General features: G+C 64.6%; 17 protein-coding genes and 1 pseudogene. 4 read left to right on the forward strand and 14 right to left on the reverse strand.

The genetic code is table 11. From position 1 onward, the window contains the following. Positions 1 to 69: 69 nt before the first annotated feature. The 4 genes from U5805_RS06790 to U5805_RS06805 are packed head-to-tail and all read right to left on the reverse strand — an operon-like array spanning position 70 to position 3,731. Entirely contained in the window at positions 70 to 1,341 is a 1,272-nt protein-coding gene (locus tag U5805_RS06790) for an FAD-dependent oxidoreductase (protein WP_322102686.1), read from the reverse strand. Further along, a complete protein-coding gene (locus U5805_RS06795; protein ID WP_322102687.1) occupies positions 1,338 to 1,610 on the reverse strand; it encodes a (2Fe-2S)-binding protein in 273 nt (90 codons plus the stop codon). Before U5805_RS06795 ends, U5805_RS06790 begins: the two co-directional genes overlap by 4 nt. Further along, complete coding sequence (locus U5805_RS06800; protein ID WP_322102688.1) at positions 1,603 to 2,775, reverse strand: FAD-dependent oxidoreductase; 1,173 nt, start codon at positions 2,773 to 2,775, stop codon at positions 1,603 to 1,605. The genes U5805_RS06795 and U5805_RS06800 overlap by 8 nt, the downstream gene beginning before the upstream one ends. Next, complete coding sequence (locus tag U5805_RS06805) at positions 2,772 to 3,731, reverse strand: 4-hydroxyproline epimerase (protein ID WP_322102689.1); 960 nt, start codon at positions 3,729 to 3,731, stop codon at positions 2,772 to 2,774. Before U5805_RS06805 ends, U5805_RS06800 begins: the two co-directional genes overlap by 4 nt. Here U5805_RS06805 and U5805_RS06810 point away from each other — a divergent pair. Further along, positions 3,721 to 3,885 (forward strand): hypothetical protein, encoded by a 165-nt coding sequence (locus tag U5805_RS06810; protein WP_322102690.1) that lies wholly within the window; start codon positions 3,721 to 3,723, stop codon positions 3,883 to 3,885. The two genes, U5805_RS06805 and U5805_RS06810, sit on opposite strands and share 11 nt — an antisense overlap. Here U5805_RS06810 and U5805_RS06815 read toward each other — a convergent pair. The 9 genes from U5805_RS06815 to U5805_RS06855 all read right to left on the reverse strand — a co-directional run bounded on the left by U5805_RS06815 (position 3,879) and on the right by U5805_RS06855 (position 11,978). Continuing rightward, positions 3,879 to 5,567, reverse strand: coding sequence for a metallophosphoesterase family protein (locus U5805_RS06815; RefSeq protein ID WP_322102691.1), 1,689 nt, complete (start codon positions 5,565 to 5,567; stop codon positions 3,879 to 3,881). The two genes, U5805_RS06810 and U5805_RS06815, sit on opposite strands and share 7 nt — an antisense overlap. Before the next feature lie 416 nt (positions 5,568 to 5,983). Next, positions 5,984 to 6,160 carry a DUF1328 domain-containing protein gene (locus U5805_RS06820; RefSeq protein ID WP_158952561.1) on the reverse strand — a complete coding sequence of 59 codons (177 nt, stop codon included), beginning with the start codon at positions 6,158 to 6,160 and terminating at the stop codon, positions 5,984 to 5,986. 232 nt (positions 6,161 to 6,392) lie between these two features. Continuing rightward, positions 6,393 to 6,689 carry a YciI family protein gene (locus tag U5805_RS06825; RefSeq protein WP_322102692.1) on the reverse strand — a complete coding sequence of 99 codons (297 nt, stop codon included), beginning with the start codon at positions 6,687 to 6,689 and terminating at the stop codon, positions 6,393 to 6,395. A gap of 11 nt (positions 6,690 to 6,700) precedes the next feature. Then, the gene (gene catC, locus U5805_RS06830; RefSeq protein WP_322102693.1) at positions 6,701 to 6,985 is read right to left on the reverse strand and encodes a muconolactone Delta-isomerase; all 285 of its coding nucleotides are present in this window, start codon (positions 6,983 to 6,985) and stop codon (positions 6,701 to 6,703) included. A 33-nt stretch (positions 6,986 to 7,018) separates the two neighbouring features. Further along, complete coding sequence (locus U5805_RS06835) at positions 7,019 to 8,347, reverse strand: short-chain fatty acid transporter (protein WP_322102694.1); 1,329 nt, start codon at positions 8,345 to 8,347, stop codon at positions 7,019 to 7,021. A 62-nt stretch (positions 8,348 to 8,409) separates the two neighbouring features. Beyond that, on the reverse strand, positions 8,410 to 9,378 hold the full coding sequence (locus U5805_RS06840; protein ID WP_322102695.1) for a 3-hydroxyacyl-CoA dehydrogenase: 969 nt from the start codon (positions 9,376 to 9,378) through the stop codon (positions 8,410 to 8,412). 2 nt (positions 9,379 to 9,380) lie between these two features. Continuing rightward, complete coding sequence (locus U5805_RS06845; protein WP_322102696.1) at positions 9,381 to 10,082, reverse strand: SDR family oxidoreductase; 702 nt, start codon at positions 10,080 to 10,082, stop codon at positions 9,381 to 9,383. 42 nt (positions 10,083 to 10,124) lie between these two features. Further along, entirely contained in the window at positions 10,125 to 11,177 is a 1,053-nt protein-coding gene (locus U5805_RS06850; RefSeq protein ID WP_322102697.1) for a cyclase family protein, read from the reverse strand. 57 nt (positions 11,178 to 11,234) lie between these two features. Further along, positions 11,235 to 11,978: an IclR family transcriptional regulator gene (locus U5805_RS06855; protein WP_322102698.1), complete on the reverse strand. Its 744-nt coding sequence runs from the start codon at positions 11,976 to 11,978 to the stop codon at positions 11,235 to 11,237. Positions 11,979 to 12,281: 303 nt separating this feature from the next. Between U5805_RS06855 and U5805_RS06860 the strand changes: the two genes are divergently transcribed. Continuing rightward, positions 12,282 to 13,604 (forward strand): MFS transporter, encoded by a 1,323-nt coding sequence (locus tag U5805_RS06860; RefSeq protein WP_322102699.1) that lies wholly within the window; start codon positions 12,282 to 12,284, stop codon positions 13,602 to 13,604. A 127-nt stretch (positions 13,605 to 13,731) separates the two neighbouring features. Next, a pseudogene (locus U5805_RS06865) lies at positions 13,732 to 13,902 on the forward strand (DinB family protein); the annotation flags it as partial. An 18-nt stretch (positions 13,903 to 13,920) separates the two neighbouring features. Here U5805_RS06865 and U5805_RS06870 read toward each other — a convergent pair. Next, a complete protein-coding gene (locus tag U5805_RS06870; protein WP_415914554.1) occupies positions 13,921 to 14,835 on the reverse strand; it encodes a LysR family transcriptional regulator in 915 nt (304 codons plus the stop codon). A 190-nt stretch (positions 14,836 to 15,025) separates the two neighbouring features. On the opposite strand from U5805_RS06870, the gene U5805_RS06875 reads away from it, so the two are divergent. Next, positions 15,026 to 17,311: an NADP-dependent malic enzyme gene (locus tag U5805_RS06875; protein WP_322102701.1), complete on the forward strand. Its 2,286-nt coding sequence runs from the start codon at positions 15,026 to 15,028 to the stop codon at positions 17,309 to 17,311. Positions 17,312 to 17,455: the final 144 nt, after the last annotated feature.

Below are 17,455 nucleotides of genomic sequence, written 5' to 3' on the forward strand. Positions count from 1 at the left end.
GGAAGGGCGCGCGAGCCGGCAAACCGCTATTGTGCCGGTTCGCGCGGCCGCGCGCATCCGCGATCAAAATCAGCGGGGCGTGTGTGCCGAGTGCAACAATGTGCCGATACGAGCGGGCGAAAACGGCGGCCGTTGGGTGTTTTGCGCCCAGCCGAAGCAGAATGCCGCCGCTTCGCCGCAAATTTTCCCCTGGCACGGTCCCATGCCGCAGCGCGTTTGCAACTTCGCTTCGCGCCAGGACGGGTAGCGTGCAACGTCGCGAAAGGGGACGTCCTCGCATCGGCAAAAAATCGTGTCCGGCTGCGCGAGCGTGCGCAATGCGGGCGAGAGCGCGAATGCCTCGTGCAAGCGCGCGGCGAACCGGCGATAACGCTCCCGCTCGCCGAACAAGGCGCGCGCCGCTTCGTGGTTGCCGAGCGCGGCCCAGGCAGCAACGCGGCCTTCGACCGCGGCGAGTTCCATGCCGCCCACGCCCGTGCATTCGCCGGCCGCGTAGATCGCATCGCACGATGTTTGCTGCCATTCGTTCACCGCCAGCGCCTGCGCGCCCGCGCTGGTTTCCACTTCGCAGCCGAGCGCCGCGCCGATTTGCGTATTAGGCACGAGTCCATAGGCGCATGCGAGCCGATCGCAGTCCACGAGCCTGATCGTGTCGCTGTGTTGAATGCGCACTTGCGTGACGCCGGTTTCGCCAATCGCCTCGGTCACGTAGGCATCGCACCAGTATGGCGTTGCGCGCAAATCGAAACGCATGCGCAGCGCCTGCGCGAGTTTCGCGGGCGTATGCACCAGCCCGGCCGCAAAGCGCCGAACGGCCCGCGCCGGCGCCTGCTCGACAATGGCGACGATCTTCGCGCCATGCGCGCGCGCCGTGATCGCGGCGGCGAACAACAGCGGCCCGCTGCCTGCGATCACGATGCGTTCGCCGCTTACGGGCGTGCCGCTTTTGACGAGCGCCTGAAGCCCGCCCGCGCCCGTCACGCCCGCCAGGGTCCAGCCGGGAAACGGCAGAAAGCGCTCGCGCGCGCCCGAGGCGACGATGAGCTTTTCATAGCCGATGACGAGCGCGCTTTCCGCGCTTTGCGCGAGCAAGCGGCGCTCGGGTAGCGCTTGCACGATGCGCGTGCCGTTGAGCATCGTCACGTTGCGCCGTGTGCCGATTGCGTCGATCAACTCGCGCGCGCGGCCTGTTGCGTGATGCAGCGGCCCTTGACGCCAGATTTGGCCGCCAGGCAGCGCATTATCATCGACGATACCCACGCGCACGCCCGCTTCGGCCGCAACATGCGCGGCATGCAAACCCGCCGGTCCCGCGCCAATAATCAGGACATCGAAATTCATGATGCTGCGTTTCCGGTAATCACGCTCATGCCTTCGGCGCACACCGTCTGACACGCGAGCCGATGCGCCACGCCGTCGATAACGACGCGGCATTCCTGGCAAATGCCCATGCCGCACAACGGCCCGCGCGGCGCACCGCTTACCGAGCGCCGTGCCGTCGCGGCGTGCCGGTTCTCGCGCGCCTGAACGGCGATGGCGGCGGCAACCGACGAGCCCGGCGCCACGCTCACGCGATAGCCGTCCACCGTCAACGTGATGGCGTCAGGCATGAGCGGTGCCTTCATCGGTGAAGCGCGCGGGTAAGTACGGCGTGGCGTCGATGGCGGCAGAGCGGCCGAGCATTTGCGCGGCAATGAGCTTCGCCGTGCCGAGCGCGGTGGTCACGCCAAGGCCCTCGTGTCCCATCGCGAGCCACATCGACGGATGGCCGTGGTCTTGCGCGAAGTGCGCGGCGGGGCCGATCAGCGGCATGCCGTCGAGCGTGGCGGGACGAAAGCCGGTCCACGCGCGAATGGCATTGAGCGCGGGTAATTGCGGCATAAAATGCGCGGCGCGTTGCAGCATGCGCGCGAGAATGGCGGGTTCGACGGCGGGGTCGGTGCTGTCGAGTTGACGCGACGAGCCGATCAACACTTGCCCCGTCGGGCGCGGTTGCACGTTGAACGCGACCGAGGTGCCGCTCGTGTTGTGCGCGCTTTTGATGTAGCCGAGTTCGAGTATTTGATGGCGAATCGTGCCGGGATAACGGTCGGTGATGAGCAAGTGTCCTTTCTTCGCTTGCAGCGGCAAGCGCGGCATCAGCTCGGCCGCCTGCAAGCCGTTCGCCATCAGCACCGCGCCCGTGGCCACGATTTCGCCGCCGGCCAGATGCACGCCCGCGTGATCGACGTGCGTGGCGTGCGTGTTCGTGCGGCATCTTATGGGGCGCTTCATGCGGTCATGCGTGGGTTGCGCGAGCAGCCACGCAGCGACGGTAGGCGCATAGGCAACGGCGTCGTCGTGGACGATCATGCCGCCGACCAGATCGTCGCGCAAGCCGGGCTCCGCTTCGCGCAACTGCCGCGCGTCGAGCATCGAACACGCCACGCCCGCGCCTTGCAGCGCTCTTTGCCGCTCGTGCGCGAGCGTCAGTTCTTCCTCGTCGGCGGCGATCCACAGCGTGCCGCAGCGCACGAACGCGTGACTCGCGTCGAGACGCGGCGCGAGTTCAAGCCAGAGCGAGCGCGACCACGCGCTCAGCGCGAATTCGGCCGGTGTGTCGTCCATCACGACGATATGGCCCATGCCCGCGGCGGTCACGCCGCCGCCCGCGCCCGCGCGCTCGATCACCATGACGTCGAGTCCCTGCGCGGCCAGCTCGTGCGCGCACGCGGCGCCCACGATGCCCGCGCCGATCACCACGACGTCGGGATGCCCAGCGGCTACTTCGCTCACGTGCGAATGCCCCACGCGAACGGATCGCCGTCGGAAAAAATCAATCTGGATTCCGAACTAATATGCGCCGTGCCGCGAATGCTCGGGTGAACCTGGCCCGCGCCGAGCGCGGCGTCGGTTTCATAGCTCGCTTCGAATACGCTGCCGATAATGCTTTCCTGGCGCCAGATGGCGTTCGGCGCGAGATGATCGTCGGCGGCGAGGCAGGCGATTTTCGCGCTCGTGCCCGTGCCGCATGGCGAGCGATCGTAGGCTTTGCCGGGGCACAGCACGAAATTGCGGCTGTCGGCGTCGGTGCGAGGCGAGTCGGCGAACAGTTCGATGTGGTCGATCAGCGCGCCTTGCGCGCCTGTGATGCCGTTCGCTTCGAGCGCGGCGCGCATGGCCCAGGTGGCTTCGGTGAGCGCTTCGACATTGCCGGCTTCGAGCGCGAGGCCGTGGTCGGCGACGAGAAAGAACCAGTTGCCGCCCCACGCGATGTCGCCATGCACGCGTCCGTAGCCGGGCACGTCGAGAGGCACGCGGGTGCGATAGCGATACGCGGGCACGTTGCGCACGGTCACGCTGCCGTCGTCGTGCAGTTGCGCTTCCACATTGCCCACCGGCGTTTCGATGCGATGCACGCCGGGCGCGATGCGGCCCAGATGCGCGAGCGACACGACGAGCCCGATCGTGCCGTGCCCGCACATGCCGAGAAATCCCACGTTGTTGAAGAAGATCACGCCCGCCGAACACGAGGGATCGTGCGGCTCGCAGAGCAATGCGCCGACCATGACGTCCGAGCCGCGCGGCTCGTTGACGATGCCCGCGCGCAAGTCGTCGAAGTCGCGCCGGAAGATCGCAAGCCGCTCGGCGAGCGGACCGTGCCCAAGCTCGGGGCCGCCGGCGATGACGAGACGGGTCGGCTCGCCGCCGGTATGAGAGTCGATGACGGTGACGGTTTTCATGCCGACCATCGTAGGTCGCGACTATTCGACCGTCTTGCTCGATCGGCCCGCGCGCGATGACGATTTCGGCATAGTGCGCGACGCTTGCGGCGGCGCGCTCAGGGTGTTCCCTGGCGTTGGGCAAGCGCCAGGGTTGCCGTCGGCGATCACCGGCGATCAATGACGCCCGCGCCCCTTTTCCAGCGTGATCGTTTCGAACAACTCGTAGTTGCCGGTCGGCGTTTGGTCGGCGCCGGGTGCGTGATAGTAGTTCATCGTGATGGTCGTCTTGCCGCCGCGCGTGCCCGGATCGACGTCGAACACCGCGATGCCGTAACCCGTGCCCGTATCGCGTTGCGCGGACCAGATCGCGTCTTCGAGCGCATCGGCCGCCGGACGCACGAAGGTGCCGGCGGTCGTCCCCGGCACCGGCCGGTTGGGCTTCGTGAATATCTGCGCTTGCGGGTTGCCGTTGCCGGCGTCCACGCCGTACACGTCGAGCGGCGCGCTCGTGCCGCCGCCGCCAAGAATCAAATGGATCGTGCCGTGGCGGGTGTCGAACGTGTTGCCATGACCTTGCGCGTGCGTGACCGGGCGCGGTTGCAAGGTGTCGACGGGCGCGCCCGTTTTCGCATCCACGCCTGCATGATGATTGCAGCCGCGTACCGGGTAGCTGCGCTCGTAATCGTGGTCGTGACCGCACAGGACGAGATCGACGCCGTAGCGGTCGAACAGCGGCAGCCACGCTTCGCGAATGCCCTTGTCCGAGCCGTTGCCCGTTTTCGACGAACTGAGCGCGTCCTGATGCATCTGCACGATGATCCAGTCGATGTCGTCGTCGCTCGCCGCGCCCTGCAAGGTGTGTTCGAGCCAGCGCGTTTGCTCGCCGTTGCTGTAGCCGCGCACGTAGAACGAGGAACCCGGCGCGATGGGCGCATTGCCCGTGCTCGCGGCCGGCACGAGCGGCGCCGGACCGGCCACGAATGCGGCGGCGTCTTGATAGATTACGTCGTCGGCATCGAGCGAAACGAACAATACGTTGCTCACGCGAAAGCGATACCAGCGGCCAGAAAAGCGCGTGCCGTTATCGGGCAGCGTATAACGCGCGAGATACGAATTCAGCCCTTGCGCGCCGTTGTAAAACTCGATTTCGTGATTGCCGGGGCACGGCATCCACGGACGATTCGCCGCCGACACTTGCGCGTTGTTCGCGAAGTCGCGCCACACTTCGGTTTGATGCGCGGGGTTCAGATTCGCGTAGCAGAGGTCGCCGTTGAGCAAATGAAAGAGCGGCTGAAAGCGCTCGACGGCTTCCACGGCGAAGCGGCTTTGCGGCGACGAAAGCACCCAGCCGGTGTTCGGCGTGGCGAGGTCGCCGTAGCTCGTGAAGCGAAACGGTACGCGCCCGCGCGGCGCCGTTGCGAAGGTGGACGCGAACGGGCCGCTGGCCTTGCTGTCGTTATCGGCGGTGACTTCGTAGCGGTACGTCGTGGCCGCATGCAGATTGCGCAGGCGCGCGTGGTACGAAAACACGACCACGCCGGTAAGTCCGTCGGTGTAAGTGCGCTGTATGGCATGCGCCGTTTCGCGCGCGCCGCGATCGGCACTGTAAATCACGCGCGGATTGGACGCCGCCGCGAGCGAGGCCCACGAAACGATCACCTCGCTCGTCGGGTCTTCGCCCCATGTGAGATGGATTTGCTCGGGCGTGCCGTCGGGTGCGGGGGCATCGGCTTTCGCGGTGCCGGAGAATGCGCCGGCCGCGCCCGCAAAACCGGAGGCGCCCGCGAGCTTCAGAAAGCCACGCCGCGATACGCCCGCGGCGGAGTCGGCGGAAAGCGTCTCGGGGATATCTTTTTTCGTCATCGTTTCGTCTCGCGAGAGGAAGGACGAAGCGTGCGCGAGCCGCATTGAATACCGACGCGCGCGGGCGCAAGCATCGCATGGGAGATAGGCGCCACGATGGCGCGCTTGCATGACCCTGCGATGACATTGCAAACGACTGACGTAGCGAAATCGTATCGAATTGAAACGAAAGCGGGCTGCGTCATTTGACGCGACCCGTGACGCGATCGCGCCAATGAACGTTTTGTTCAGGAATCCGATGGAAAGTCGAACCGGTAGCGGGCGGAGCCGGGAATGCGAAAAAGGGCGGCGGCAGAGGCCGTTCAATGAAACGTCGTTTAACTTTTACGACGCCGCAATTTCACGAAAAAGCGGCCGCGTATTGCGGCCGCCATCGACGGAATTACGCCTTACTGGCGCGTGAAAAATTGCTCGCGCTAATCGACGATTTTTTTCGTGACCACCACGCCGATGACAAGGAAAACAATACACAACACCACGAAGATGAAGAACAGCGTCTTGGCGATGGCGGCGGCGCCCGCGGCAATACCGGTGAAGCCGAACAAGGCCGCGACCACGGCGATCACGGCGAACAACAGGGCCATTTTTAGCATGATGAATTTCCTCTTCGCTGGCCGGCGCAAGGCGGCGCCGGCTTTGGGATTGACGTCGAGAGGAAGTAGCAAGCGATGTGCCCGGCATGTGGGCGGGCGGCGCGCGAGCCGCCATAACCGCCGCGCATAAAACAAAAGCGGCCCGGCGCGGAGGAGAGACGCCGGGCCGAACGCGCGCGCCGCACAGGGGAGCGCGGCGCCGCTGAAGCGGTGATCGCGATCGCGTGGGCGATCAGAGGTGGCAAACGCCGTCGATATACGCCTTTCGCCAGCGCACGATCTTCACTTCGGCGAAAAGATCGGCGTGCGTGTATGGGTCTTGCGCGATGAATTGCTCGGCTTCCCCGCGCGTTTCCACATCGACGATATAAACGCCGCCGCCCGCGTTGCTGCCGTCGTCGTTGAGCTTCGCGCCGCAGGCCAGCAGCAGCGCCTTGTGTTGGGCGAGAAACGCGAGATGCACGTCGCGTTCGCGAATGCGCACGTGAGCATGATCGGGTTTGTCGAAGGTTTCGATGAGAAAGGGCATCGCGGTTCCAGTCAGTTTGCGGCAATGGCGGACGGATGCTGCGCCAGCGGCGTCACGCTGATCTTCATGAACGGAAAGAGCGGCAATGCCGAAAGCAGCGCGTGCAATTCATCGTTCGACTCCACATCGAACACGCTGTAATTCGCGTACTCGCCCGCCACGCGCCACAGGTGCCGCCATTTGCCTTCGTGTTGCAGCTTTTGCGAGAACGCCTTTTCCTCGGCTTTCAGCGCGTCGGCGTGGGCGGTGTCGGTGCCGTGAGGAATTTGCACTTGCATGTGTACGAGATACAGCATGAATACGCTCCGTTAAAACGCAATGAGTGAATTTCAGCCCCAGGCGAGAATCGCCACGGAATACACAATGCCGATCCAGAACATCATGATGACCGTGTAGCCCATGATGTCCTTGAGCTTGAGTTTGGAAAGCGCGAGCGCGGGCAGAATCCAGAACGGCTGCACAAGATCGTTCCATGCGTTGCCGAGCATCACGGCCGTGGACGTATGGCCCACGTTTGCGCCAATGGCCTTTGCGGCTTCGATCATGAACGGGCCTTGAATCACCCAGTGGCCGCCGCCCGAAGGCGCGAAGAAGTTGATGACGAACGAGCTGATCAAACCCCAGAACGGCAGCGTGCCCGGCGTGGCGATCTTCGTGAAGGCTTCGGAAAACGTCGTGACCAGACCCGAGGACGCCATGATCGCCATGATGCCCGCATAGAACGGATATTGAAGAATGATGCCGCTGATGGTGCGAATGCCTTCGTTCAATTTCTCGACATAACGAATGGGCGTGCCGAGCAAAAGAATGCCGAGAAACAGAATAAAGAAGTTGATGAGATTCAGGTCGATCGAGCCGCCTTGAACGAAGTGCAAAGCCACATAACCCATGCCGATCAAACCAATCACATAACTGAGAATGCGGCTGTTATTGAGGCGATTCGCGAGCGTATTGCCTTCGTCGAGATCGACATTGAGCGCCGATGCCTTCGGGCGTTCTTCGAAGTTGCGGTCGATTTCCTTTACCGGCTGGCCCGCCTTGGGATGCAGCCACGCATTGAGCAGCGGCAGCGTGACGATCGTCACGAGACTCGTGATCAGCATCGTCGGCGAGAAGATGGTTTCGGAAAGCGGAATCACGCCCATTTGCGCTTCGAGCGGGTGTCCCTTGGTGGAAATCAGCACGGGAATGCTGGCCGAAAGCCCGAGCCCATAGAGCGTGAAGCCGCTATAGGCCGAAGCGATGATCAGCGGGTAATGCACGCCCTTCACGCGCAGTGCAAGCTTGCGCGCGACGATGCCGCCCACCACGAGCCCGAAGCCCCAATTGAGCCAACTGCCCACGCCGCCCACGAGCGTCGCGACGATCACGGCCATGCGCGGGTCGTTGACGCGCGCGACGAGCCGGTCGAGAAAGCGGTCGGTGAGCGGCGCGGTGGCGAGCACGTAACCCATTGCGAGAATCACCGCCATCTGCGTGGTAAAGGCAAGCAGCGCCCAGAAGCCCTTGCCCCAACTCGTGGTGAGCGCGGTAACAGCCTGGCCTTGCACGAACACGGCGAGCACCATCGTGAGCAAGGTGAGGCCGATCGCGAACACGAAGGGATCGGGCAAATACCGGCGCATCAGCTCGGTAAAGAAAGCGGTGACTTTCTGCATGACTGTGTCTCTCTAAATCGTAATCGTAGTAGTTCTAAATAAGGTCTCGGTCGCGCAGGGCGCTATGAGTCGTCGCGGATAAAACGCTTGCGGTGGCGCGCGAGTTGCATGAGTTGGCGGTCGCGCCAGCTCACGCGCGCGTCCCACTGGTCGAGCGGCAAGGCGGTGCGTCGCGCGGCTTCCACCTGTGCGACGAGTTCCGGTGTCCACGGGTCGTGCTGGCCGCGCTCGGCGCCCATGCGTTCGTACGACGGCCCCATTTTTTGCGCATGCGAGCCGATGCCGCCGCGCGTGTTGAGGTCGACGGTTTCGAACGGGCCGATCACGGACCAGCGCGGGCCGAGTCCTTCGCGCATCACCGTGTCGATGTCTTCGACCGTGGCCACGCCGTCGCGCACGAGGCAATACGCTTCGCGCAGCACGGCGCCTTGCAGGCGGTTGAAGATGAAGCCTTCCACTTCATGCTTCACGCGCACCGGTTTGAGGCCCGCTTCGCCATAGAGCGCGATGGCGCGCACGGTGGCCGTTTCGGCCGTGAACGGCGCGGGCACGATCTCGATCACCGGCACGAGATAGGGCGGATTGCCGGGGTGCGCGACCAGGCAGCGCGCGCGGCCGGGCAAGCTTTCGTCGATGAATTTCGATGCCGCGAGAAACGACGAGGCACTTGCGAGAATCGCTTCGCGAGGCGCGAGCCGATCGAGTTGCGCGAACAATTCGCGCTTGAGTTCCGCGCGTTCGGGCGCGCATTCCTGCACGAGATCGGCGTTTGCCGCGGCGGCTTCGAGCGTATCGACGACGGCCACGCGCGCGGCGATCTCGCTCGCGTTTTCGTCGAGCAGGTCGAAGCGCGCGAGATCGGCGAGACGTTGCGCGATTTCGCCAGGCGCGGCCGCACGGCGCGCGCCTTCGGGATCGTAAAGACGCACGCGCCAGCCCGCGCGCGCGAAGCAGATCGCGAATGCGACGCCGATGCTGCCCGAGCCCACAATGCCCGCATGACGTCCGGAATGCGGCAAAGGTGTTGCCATCGTCAGACTCCGGCCACGCCGACGGTCATGCCGCCGCACACATAGAGCACCTGGCCCGTGACGAAGCCGCTGCGCGCGTCGAGCAGATACGAAGCGGCGTGCGCGACATCGTCGGGCGTGCCCACGCGCCGGACCGGCACCGCGTCGATGATGGCCTGCGTGCGCGGCGCGCCCGGCGGATTCGCGCGATCGAACAACTCGGTGCGAATCGGGCCGGGGCCGATGGCGTTGGCGGTCACGCCATACGCGCCCAGTTCGAGCGCCCACACGCGCGTCATGCCGATCAGCGCGGCCTTGGTGGCCGAATAGGCCGTGCGCAGCTCCTTGCCCAGCGCCGCGCGCGACGACATGTTCACGATGCGCCCGAAGCCGGCCGCTTTCATGCCCGGCAACAGCGCCTGCATGCACTGCTGCGCGCAACGCACGTTGAGCGCCCACGCGCGTTCGAGTTCCTCGAGCGTTTGATGCTCGGCGTCGGCGGGCACGACCACGCCCACGTTGTTGACGAGGCGCGTGATGGGGCCGCCTTCGAGCGCGCGCGCGAGCGCCGCCGCCGTTGCTTCGGTATCCGAAAGATCGGCGATGATGCCGTTGCCCACGCGGTCGATGACGACGGCCTCGTAGCCGTCGGCCTCGCAGCGCGCCGCGCATGCCGCGCCGATGCCGGCGGCGCCGCCGGTAATCAGAACTCGTTCTTTAGCCATGTTCAGGAATGCAAATCAAACGAAGGAAAACGGAGCGGCGCCTCAAACGGTGGCGACCGGCGTGACGGGCGAACCCATCGCACCCGGCAACCGCAGCGGCGGCGCGGTGAGCATGAAGCGCGAGCGACCGTGCTCGCGCAGCCACAGCGCGAGATCGCGCAAATACCAAAGCTCGCCGAGCGGCAGGCCGAGCTTGAAAAGACAGTGGTGATGCAGCGGCATGAGCGGGTGTTCGCCCGGTGTGGCGGGCGGGCGCGCCGGATAACGTTCCACCGCGTAATTGTCGGCGGCGAGCGCGGCGATGCCGGAATCGCTGATCCATTGCAACAGCCGTTCGTCGCGGCCGTCGAGCGCGCCGCAATGCGTCGAAAGCACGGTTTCGTCGGGGGCGCGATTCATTTCGAGCACCATTTCGGCGAAGCCGGTGCGCAGCACGAGCATGTCGCCGCGTTCGACTTCCACCTTGTCGGCTTCCATCACGCGCATGAGGTCGTCGTAACCGAGCGTGCGGAATTCGCGGCCGAAATGCGTGGCGAAATCGACGAGCACGCCGCGGCCTTGCATGCCTTTTACCGCGAGGTTTTCGATGCCGAGCACGTTTGCATGGCTATGCTCGCCGCCGCATGCGTGCGGCGCGAAGTTGTCGTCGGCGCCATAGGTCATCGGACCGACGATGTCGTGATTCGCGCGATAGCCGTTGTAGTAGACGCTTTCGGCCGCGCCGTCGCCGTCGGCATCGAAGCGCGCGCCCACGTGCGCCAGCGAGTCCCATTGGGTGGAATATTGCAGCGAGAGCAGCACCTGATCGTCGCTTACGACGTCGGTGGCGCCCGCTTCGTTGCGCGCGAACGGGAAGTTCACATAGGGCAGGCCGTCGCGAAACGTGGGGCGCAGCACGGGAGGATGGCGGCGCACGTTGAGCTTGTTGTCGCCGGGAAAATCGAGCGGCAGCGAGAGCGTGAACGTGAGCCCTGCGCGAATCTCGCTCGCGCCCTTGAGCACCTGTTCCGCGCCGATGAGATTGGGGCGGCCCAATTGATCGTCGGGGCCGAAGTCGCCCCAGTTCGAGCCTTGCGGCCGGTTTTTCCAACGCATGCTGACTGCCTCCACTTCAACCTCCTTTCGCTGCGCGCTGCGGGCGTCCTGCCGTCCTCAGGCGGCGAGCAGCGAAGGCGGAATTTGTGCGTACACGTCGAGCAGCGCCTTGATGGCCTGCTGCTCGTTATTCAGGAGACGCGCCTTGGGCGCGCCGATGACGAGCGCGAACGCCTCGCCGTGAATCAGGAAGCCGCGCGCGAGACCGGCCACGTCCTCGACGCTTTCGCCTTTCGAGCGATGCCAGCCGTCCACCACGCCTTGCTCGACTTCGCGCTCGAATGCCGCGCGGTCGATCGCCGAGCCGTTACTCGTCACGAGTTGCGGCATGCAACTGTCGAGCAGCTTGCGCCGCGCGCCTGGCGCGAGCGCGCCGAGCAGCGCCTTGCCCGCCGCGCTCGCGACCGTCATGAAGCCGCCCGGCTCGTCGCTGTAGCGGATTTTCTGGCGCGACTCCATCACGTCCAGATAGACGACGCGATCGCCCGCGAGCGTGGCGAGCCCGGCCGTTTCGCCAGTGGCGTCGCGCAGCGCGGAAAGCAGCGGCTGGAACGCCAGCGTGAGCGGGTCCTCGCTGCAAATGTCGCGCGCAACGTGCAACAGGCGCTGCGTCGGGTAGTAGCCCGCCTTCACGCCCGGCGCGTACAGATAGCCTTTGGCCACCATCGTCTGCAGCAGCGCGTGGCAGCTCGATAGCGGGATTTCGGTTCGACGCGCGATCTCGCTGTAGATCATCGGTTGCCGCACTTCGGCAAAGAGGTTGATCACGTCGAAGACGCGCACTGCGGTTTTCACATCCATGAGAGCATTATCGGCATACCGATAGTAGCCTGACAATATGGTTACGGGTAAACACCTAACAGGTCGCGATGCCCGCGCCGTTGGGACGTTCGCCGCCTCAAGGGTTATCCCTTGGTTGACGTTGCAAAGCGACGGTTTCATAGTCCGCAGCCCAAGCAATTGTTCGTTAATTGAAAGGTTGTTCGTAGTGAGAACATCGCGACGCGTCGCGAGTTTTCTCGTTTTCCGATTGGAAAGCGCTCGCAAACCGCCGCGTTTCGCAAAGCCAATCCGTAGTTCGCAATCGAAATCTGGAGACGCAACTTGGCCGCATCCTCCCTCGACTCGCAGCATCGTCAGGCCCGCAAGGCGGGTATCGCATCGTTCGTCGGCACGACCATCGAGTGGTACGACTTCTACGCGTACAGCACGGCGGCGGCGCTCGTGCTCGGCAAACTGTTTTTTCCGTCGACCAACGCGCTGGTCGGCACGCTGGCCGCGTTCGCGTCGTTCTGGGTCGGCTTTCTCGCGCGGCCGATTGGCGGGATCGTGTTCGGCCATCTGGGCGACAAGGTGGGCCGCAAGAAAACGCTCATCGTCACGCTGATGCTGATGGGCGGTTGCACGACGCTCATGGGGCTGCTGCCGACCTACGCCCAGGCGGGCGTGCTCGCGCCGCTGCTGCTGATCGTGCTGCGCCTCGTGCAAGGCATCGCCATGGGCGGCGAGTGGGGCGGCGCGGTCGTGCTTTCGTCGGAACATGCGCCCAAGGGCAAGGAAATTCTCTTCTCCGCTTTCGCGCAGCAAGGCTCGCCCGCAGGCAACCTGCTCGCCACGGTCGCGTTTCTCGTCACGTCCATGCTGCCCGATCATCAGTTCATGACGTGGGGCTGGCGCGTGCCGTTCCTCATTTCGGCGGCGCTCGTGGGCGTGGGATTGTTTATCCGCATGAGCGTGGAGGAATCGCCCGCGATGAAGGAGTTGCAGGCGAAGAACAAGGTGTCGAAGCTGCCGATCGGCGAAGTGCTGCGCCATCACAAAGGGCTGGTGGCAATGGGCGTGGGCGCCTGCGTGATCGCGCTTTCGGCCACCTACTTCAAGACTACGTTCGCGCTTTCGTGGGCGGTGACGTCGATCGGTTTCGACCGCACCCAATTCCTTTCCGTGATCACGTTCGCGATTGTCGTGCAGTTGATCGTGCAGCCTTTCGGCGCCGTTCTGGCCACGAGAATGAACTTGCGCAAGGCCATCGTCCTGATGCTCGTGCCCGAGATCGTCGCGCTGCCGCTGATGTTTTCGATGATCGCCACCGGCTCCACGAAGCTCGCGATGATCGGCATGGCGCTCGCCTCGATTCCCCACTCGCTCTATTACGCGGCGATGGCCGGCATGCTCGCGAAAGCGTTTCCCGCTCAGGTGCGCTACACCGGCATCTCGCTCGCTTACCAGATTTGCGGCATGGTGTTCGCGGGCACGACGCCGATTCTCGGCCAATATCTGCTGAGCGCGACGGGCAGCATCGTTTCCGTGGTCGCGCTGGGCGTGGCGCACGTGCTCATCACGCTGGTTTGCGCGTTGATGCTGGCGGCGCGAATCCAGGGCGAGAGCACGTTCGAGACGCAAAACGTGGTGACGGCGCGGACTTGATTCGCTGATGCTCTGATTCGCTGACTCGTGAGAGAGCGGGGCGCGGCGGGATGCGGTCGCGTCTTGTGGCGTTAGCGGGGCTTGCATTGAGCCGCTACGCGCGCCAAGACCTCGTGGAAGCCACGGCCGCAAGAAGATGTGCGCGGCGCTTGGAAAGCTTACGCCCGAGCAACTCGCACGCTGCGGCGTGCGCGACGGCGTGAAGCGCATGACGCTGGAAGAACTCGTGCGCGAACTGCTCGATCACGACCGCACGCATGCGCTCGAACTCGACGAACTCGAAAGCGAGCTGAAATAGCGTGCGGTCGCGGCGGTGCTAACCGCGCGCCTTCTCCGACTCCTGATACAACTCGCGCAGCGCCTGCCCGAAGGTCGCGTCCACGTCGCGCAGCGCGCCGGCGCGCGTGAACATCGCCACCGGCGGCAGGGTCCAGTCGAGCGTGTACGGCACGATCGCCACGCCCGCGAAATGCACGAGTTCCTCGGCGATATCGGCGGGAACGATGGACACGGCGTTGTCGCTCGCCACGATCATCTCGCCGATCAGCCGCGACGTGTAGCTCTCGACGATCGGCACGGGCGGCGCCACGCCCGCTTGCAGGAAGAGATCGGCGATCTGCTCGCGAATCGGCGTATTGGGCGCGCCCAGAATCCAGTCCAGCTCCACGAGCTTTTCCCAATTGAGCCGCGTGCGCGCGAGCCGCGCCGCGAGGCGGCGGCTTGCAATGAGGCGCGGCTTCTGCTGATGCAGCACGTCGAAGCGCAGTTGCGCCACGTCGACGGCCGAGGACGGGCGCCCGATCACGATGTCGAGCGTGTGGTCGCGCAGTTGCGGCAGCAGCGCGTCGCTCGTGCCTTCGTGAATCGTCATGGTGATGCGCTGCGGCAGGCGCGATTGCGTGAGGCGGATCGCCGAGGCGAGCGTGCGGCCCGAAATGAAAGGAATCACGCCCACGTGTACGCGCGTGGCGTGGCCGGCCACCACGGCTTCGATGTCGCGCGCGAGATGATCGAGGTCGTGCAGCATGGCTTGCGCGCGCGCGAGGACCACGTTGCCGAGCGCGGTGGGCGTCATGCCGCGCGAGGAGCGGTCGAACAGCGGCGCGCCGAACATGCTTTCCACTTCGGCGAGCGCATTGGTGACGGCGGGCTGGCTCGTGGCCATGTGCTCGGCCACGCGCGTGAGCGAGCCGTGCTGGCGAATCTGCAAAAGCAGCACGAGATGGCGCATTTTCAGGCGCGTATTCAAGCGCCTCGTCACTTCGTCGGAGCTAAAGGACACGATACCGGGGGCATAACCAAATCATAATGGCCTCATACTAAAGCAAAATGGCCGCGTTATGACGGCGCTCTAGAATCCCCTCATTCCAACGCAACCGGCTGCCCGCGAGGCGCGCCGGGCCGATATCAGAGTGAGGAACATGAACCAGACCGATCGCCAGGCCGCCCTCGAATACCACGAGTTTCCCACCCCGGGCAAGATTTCGGTGACGGCCAGCAAGCCGCTCGTCACGCAGCGCGACCTCGCGCTCGCCTACACGCCGGGCGTGGCCGTGGCCTGCGAGGAGATCGTGACCGATCCGGCCAACTCGTTCCGCTACACGGCGCGCGGCAACCTCGTCGGCGTGATCACGAACGGTTCGGCGGTGCTCGGTCTCGGCAATATCGGCGCGCTCGCGTCCAAGCCGGTCATGGAAGGCAAGGCGGTGCTGTTCAAGAAGTTCGCGGGCATCGACGTGTTCGACATCGAAGTCACGGAAAGCGACCCGGACAAGCTCGTCGAGATCATCGCGAGCCTCGAAGCCACGTTCGGCGGCATCAATCTGGAAGACATCAAGGCGCCGGACTGCTTCACGGTCGAGCGCAAGCTGCGCGAGCGCATGAAGATTCCGGTCTTTCACGACGACCAGCACGGCACCGCGATCACGGTTTCGGCGGCGTTCCTCAACGGCCTGAAGGTCGTGGGCAAGGACATTTCGCAGGTCAAGGTGGTGACGTCGGGCGCGGGCGCGGCGGCGCTGGCGTGTCTGGACCTGATGGTCGATCTCGGTTTGCCGCTCGCGAACATCTGGGTGACCGACATCGACGGCGTGGTTTACCAAGGCCGCAAGACGCTGATGGACCCGGACAAGGAGCGCTTCGCGCAGGACACGTCCGCGCGTTCGCTCAGCGAAGTGATCGAGGGCGCCGACGTGTTCCTCGGTCTTTCGGCGGGCGGCGTGCTCAAGCCCGAAATGGTCGCGAAGATGGCCGCGCAGCCGCTCATCCTGGCGCTCGCCAACCCGACGCCGGAAATCTTCCCGGAACTCGCGCTCGAAGCGCGCCCCGACGCCGTGATTGCCACGGGCCGCTCGGACTTCCCGAACCAGGTCAACAACGTCCTGTGTTTCCCGTACATTTTCCGCGGCGCGCTCGACGTGGGCGCGACGACCATCACGCGCAACATGGAGATCGCGGCCGTTCACGCAATCGCCAAGCTCGCCGAAGAAGAGTTGAACGACTCGGTGGCGGCGGCGTACGGTGCGTATGACTTGCGCTTCGGCCCGAAGTACCTGATCCCGAAGCCGTTCGATTCGCGCCTCATCGTGCGTATCGCGCCGGCGGTGGCGAAGGCCGCGATGGAAGACGGCGTGGCCACGCGCCCCATCGACGATTTCGGCGCTTACACCAACGAGTTGCAGCAATTCGTGTATCACTCGGGCGCGTTCATGAAGCCGATTTTCGCGGCCGCGAAACAGTTCGTGCGTGACGGCGGCAAGTCGCGCATCGTGTTCGCGGAAGGCGAGGAAGAGCGCGTGCTGCGCGCGGTGCAAGTGATCGTCGACGAAAAGCTCGCGCGCCCGATCCTGATCGGCCGCCCCGAAGTGCTGCTCGCGCGCATCGAGAAGTTCGGCCTGCGTTTGAAGCTCGGCGAAGATGTCGAAGTGACGAATCCTGAGTACGACGAACGATTCCATCAATACTGGACCACGTATTGGGAATTGCGTTGCCGCGACGGCATTTCGAAGGAAATGGCGCGCGTGGAAATGCGCCGCCGTCTCACGCTGATCGGCGCGATGATGGTGCGCCTCGGCGACGCCGACGGCATGGTGTGCGGCACGGTGGGCGCGTATCACGATCACCTGCGTTTCGTGGACGAAGCGATCGGCATGAGTCCGAAAGCCAGGACCTACGCGGCAATGAACATTCTGTTGCTCGACAAGCGCACGGTCGCGATCGTCGACACGCACATCAACGACAATCCCACGGCCGAGCAGATCGCCGAATTCACGCTGGCCGCCGCGCGCCAGATGGAATGGCTCAATCTTGCGCCGAAGGTCGCGCTGCTTTCGCGTTCGAACTTCGGGTCGGGCAGTTCGGCTTCGGGCACGAAGATGCGTGAAGTGCTCAAGCTCGTGACGGCGCAGAACCCAGATCTGGAAATCGACGGTGAAATGCACGGCGACGTCGCGCTCGACGAGGCGCTGCGCGAGCGTATCCTGCCGCATTCGAAGCTCAAGGGCGCGGCGAATCTGCTGGTGTGCCCGAACGTGGACTCGGGCAACATCGCCTACAACCTGCTCAAGACGGGCGCGGGCAGCAACGTGGCGGTCGGGCCGTTCCTGCTGGGCGTGAATGCGCCGGTGAACGTGCTGACCTCCAGCTCCACCGTGCGACGCATCATCAACATGGCGGCGTTGACGGTATTGCAGGCGAACCGCGACTAAGCCGGCACGACCCGGTCTATCGAGAAAACGCGACGGCGCCGGGCTGTCGCGTTTTTTTTGCCCGTCTCCGGCAAAACGGCATTTGACCTGTGCGCGGTCGGCCACAAGGGCTTGGCCAAACCTCTTACAATAGGCTCCGTTTTC

This window comes from Paraburkholderia sp. J41, from assembly GCF_905220235.1.
Taxonomy (GTDB): Bacteria; Pseudomonadota; Gammaproteobacteria; order Burkholderiales; family Burkholderiaceae; genus Paraburkholderia.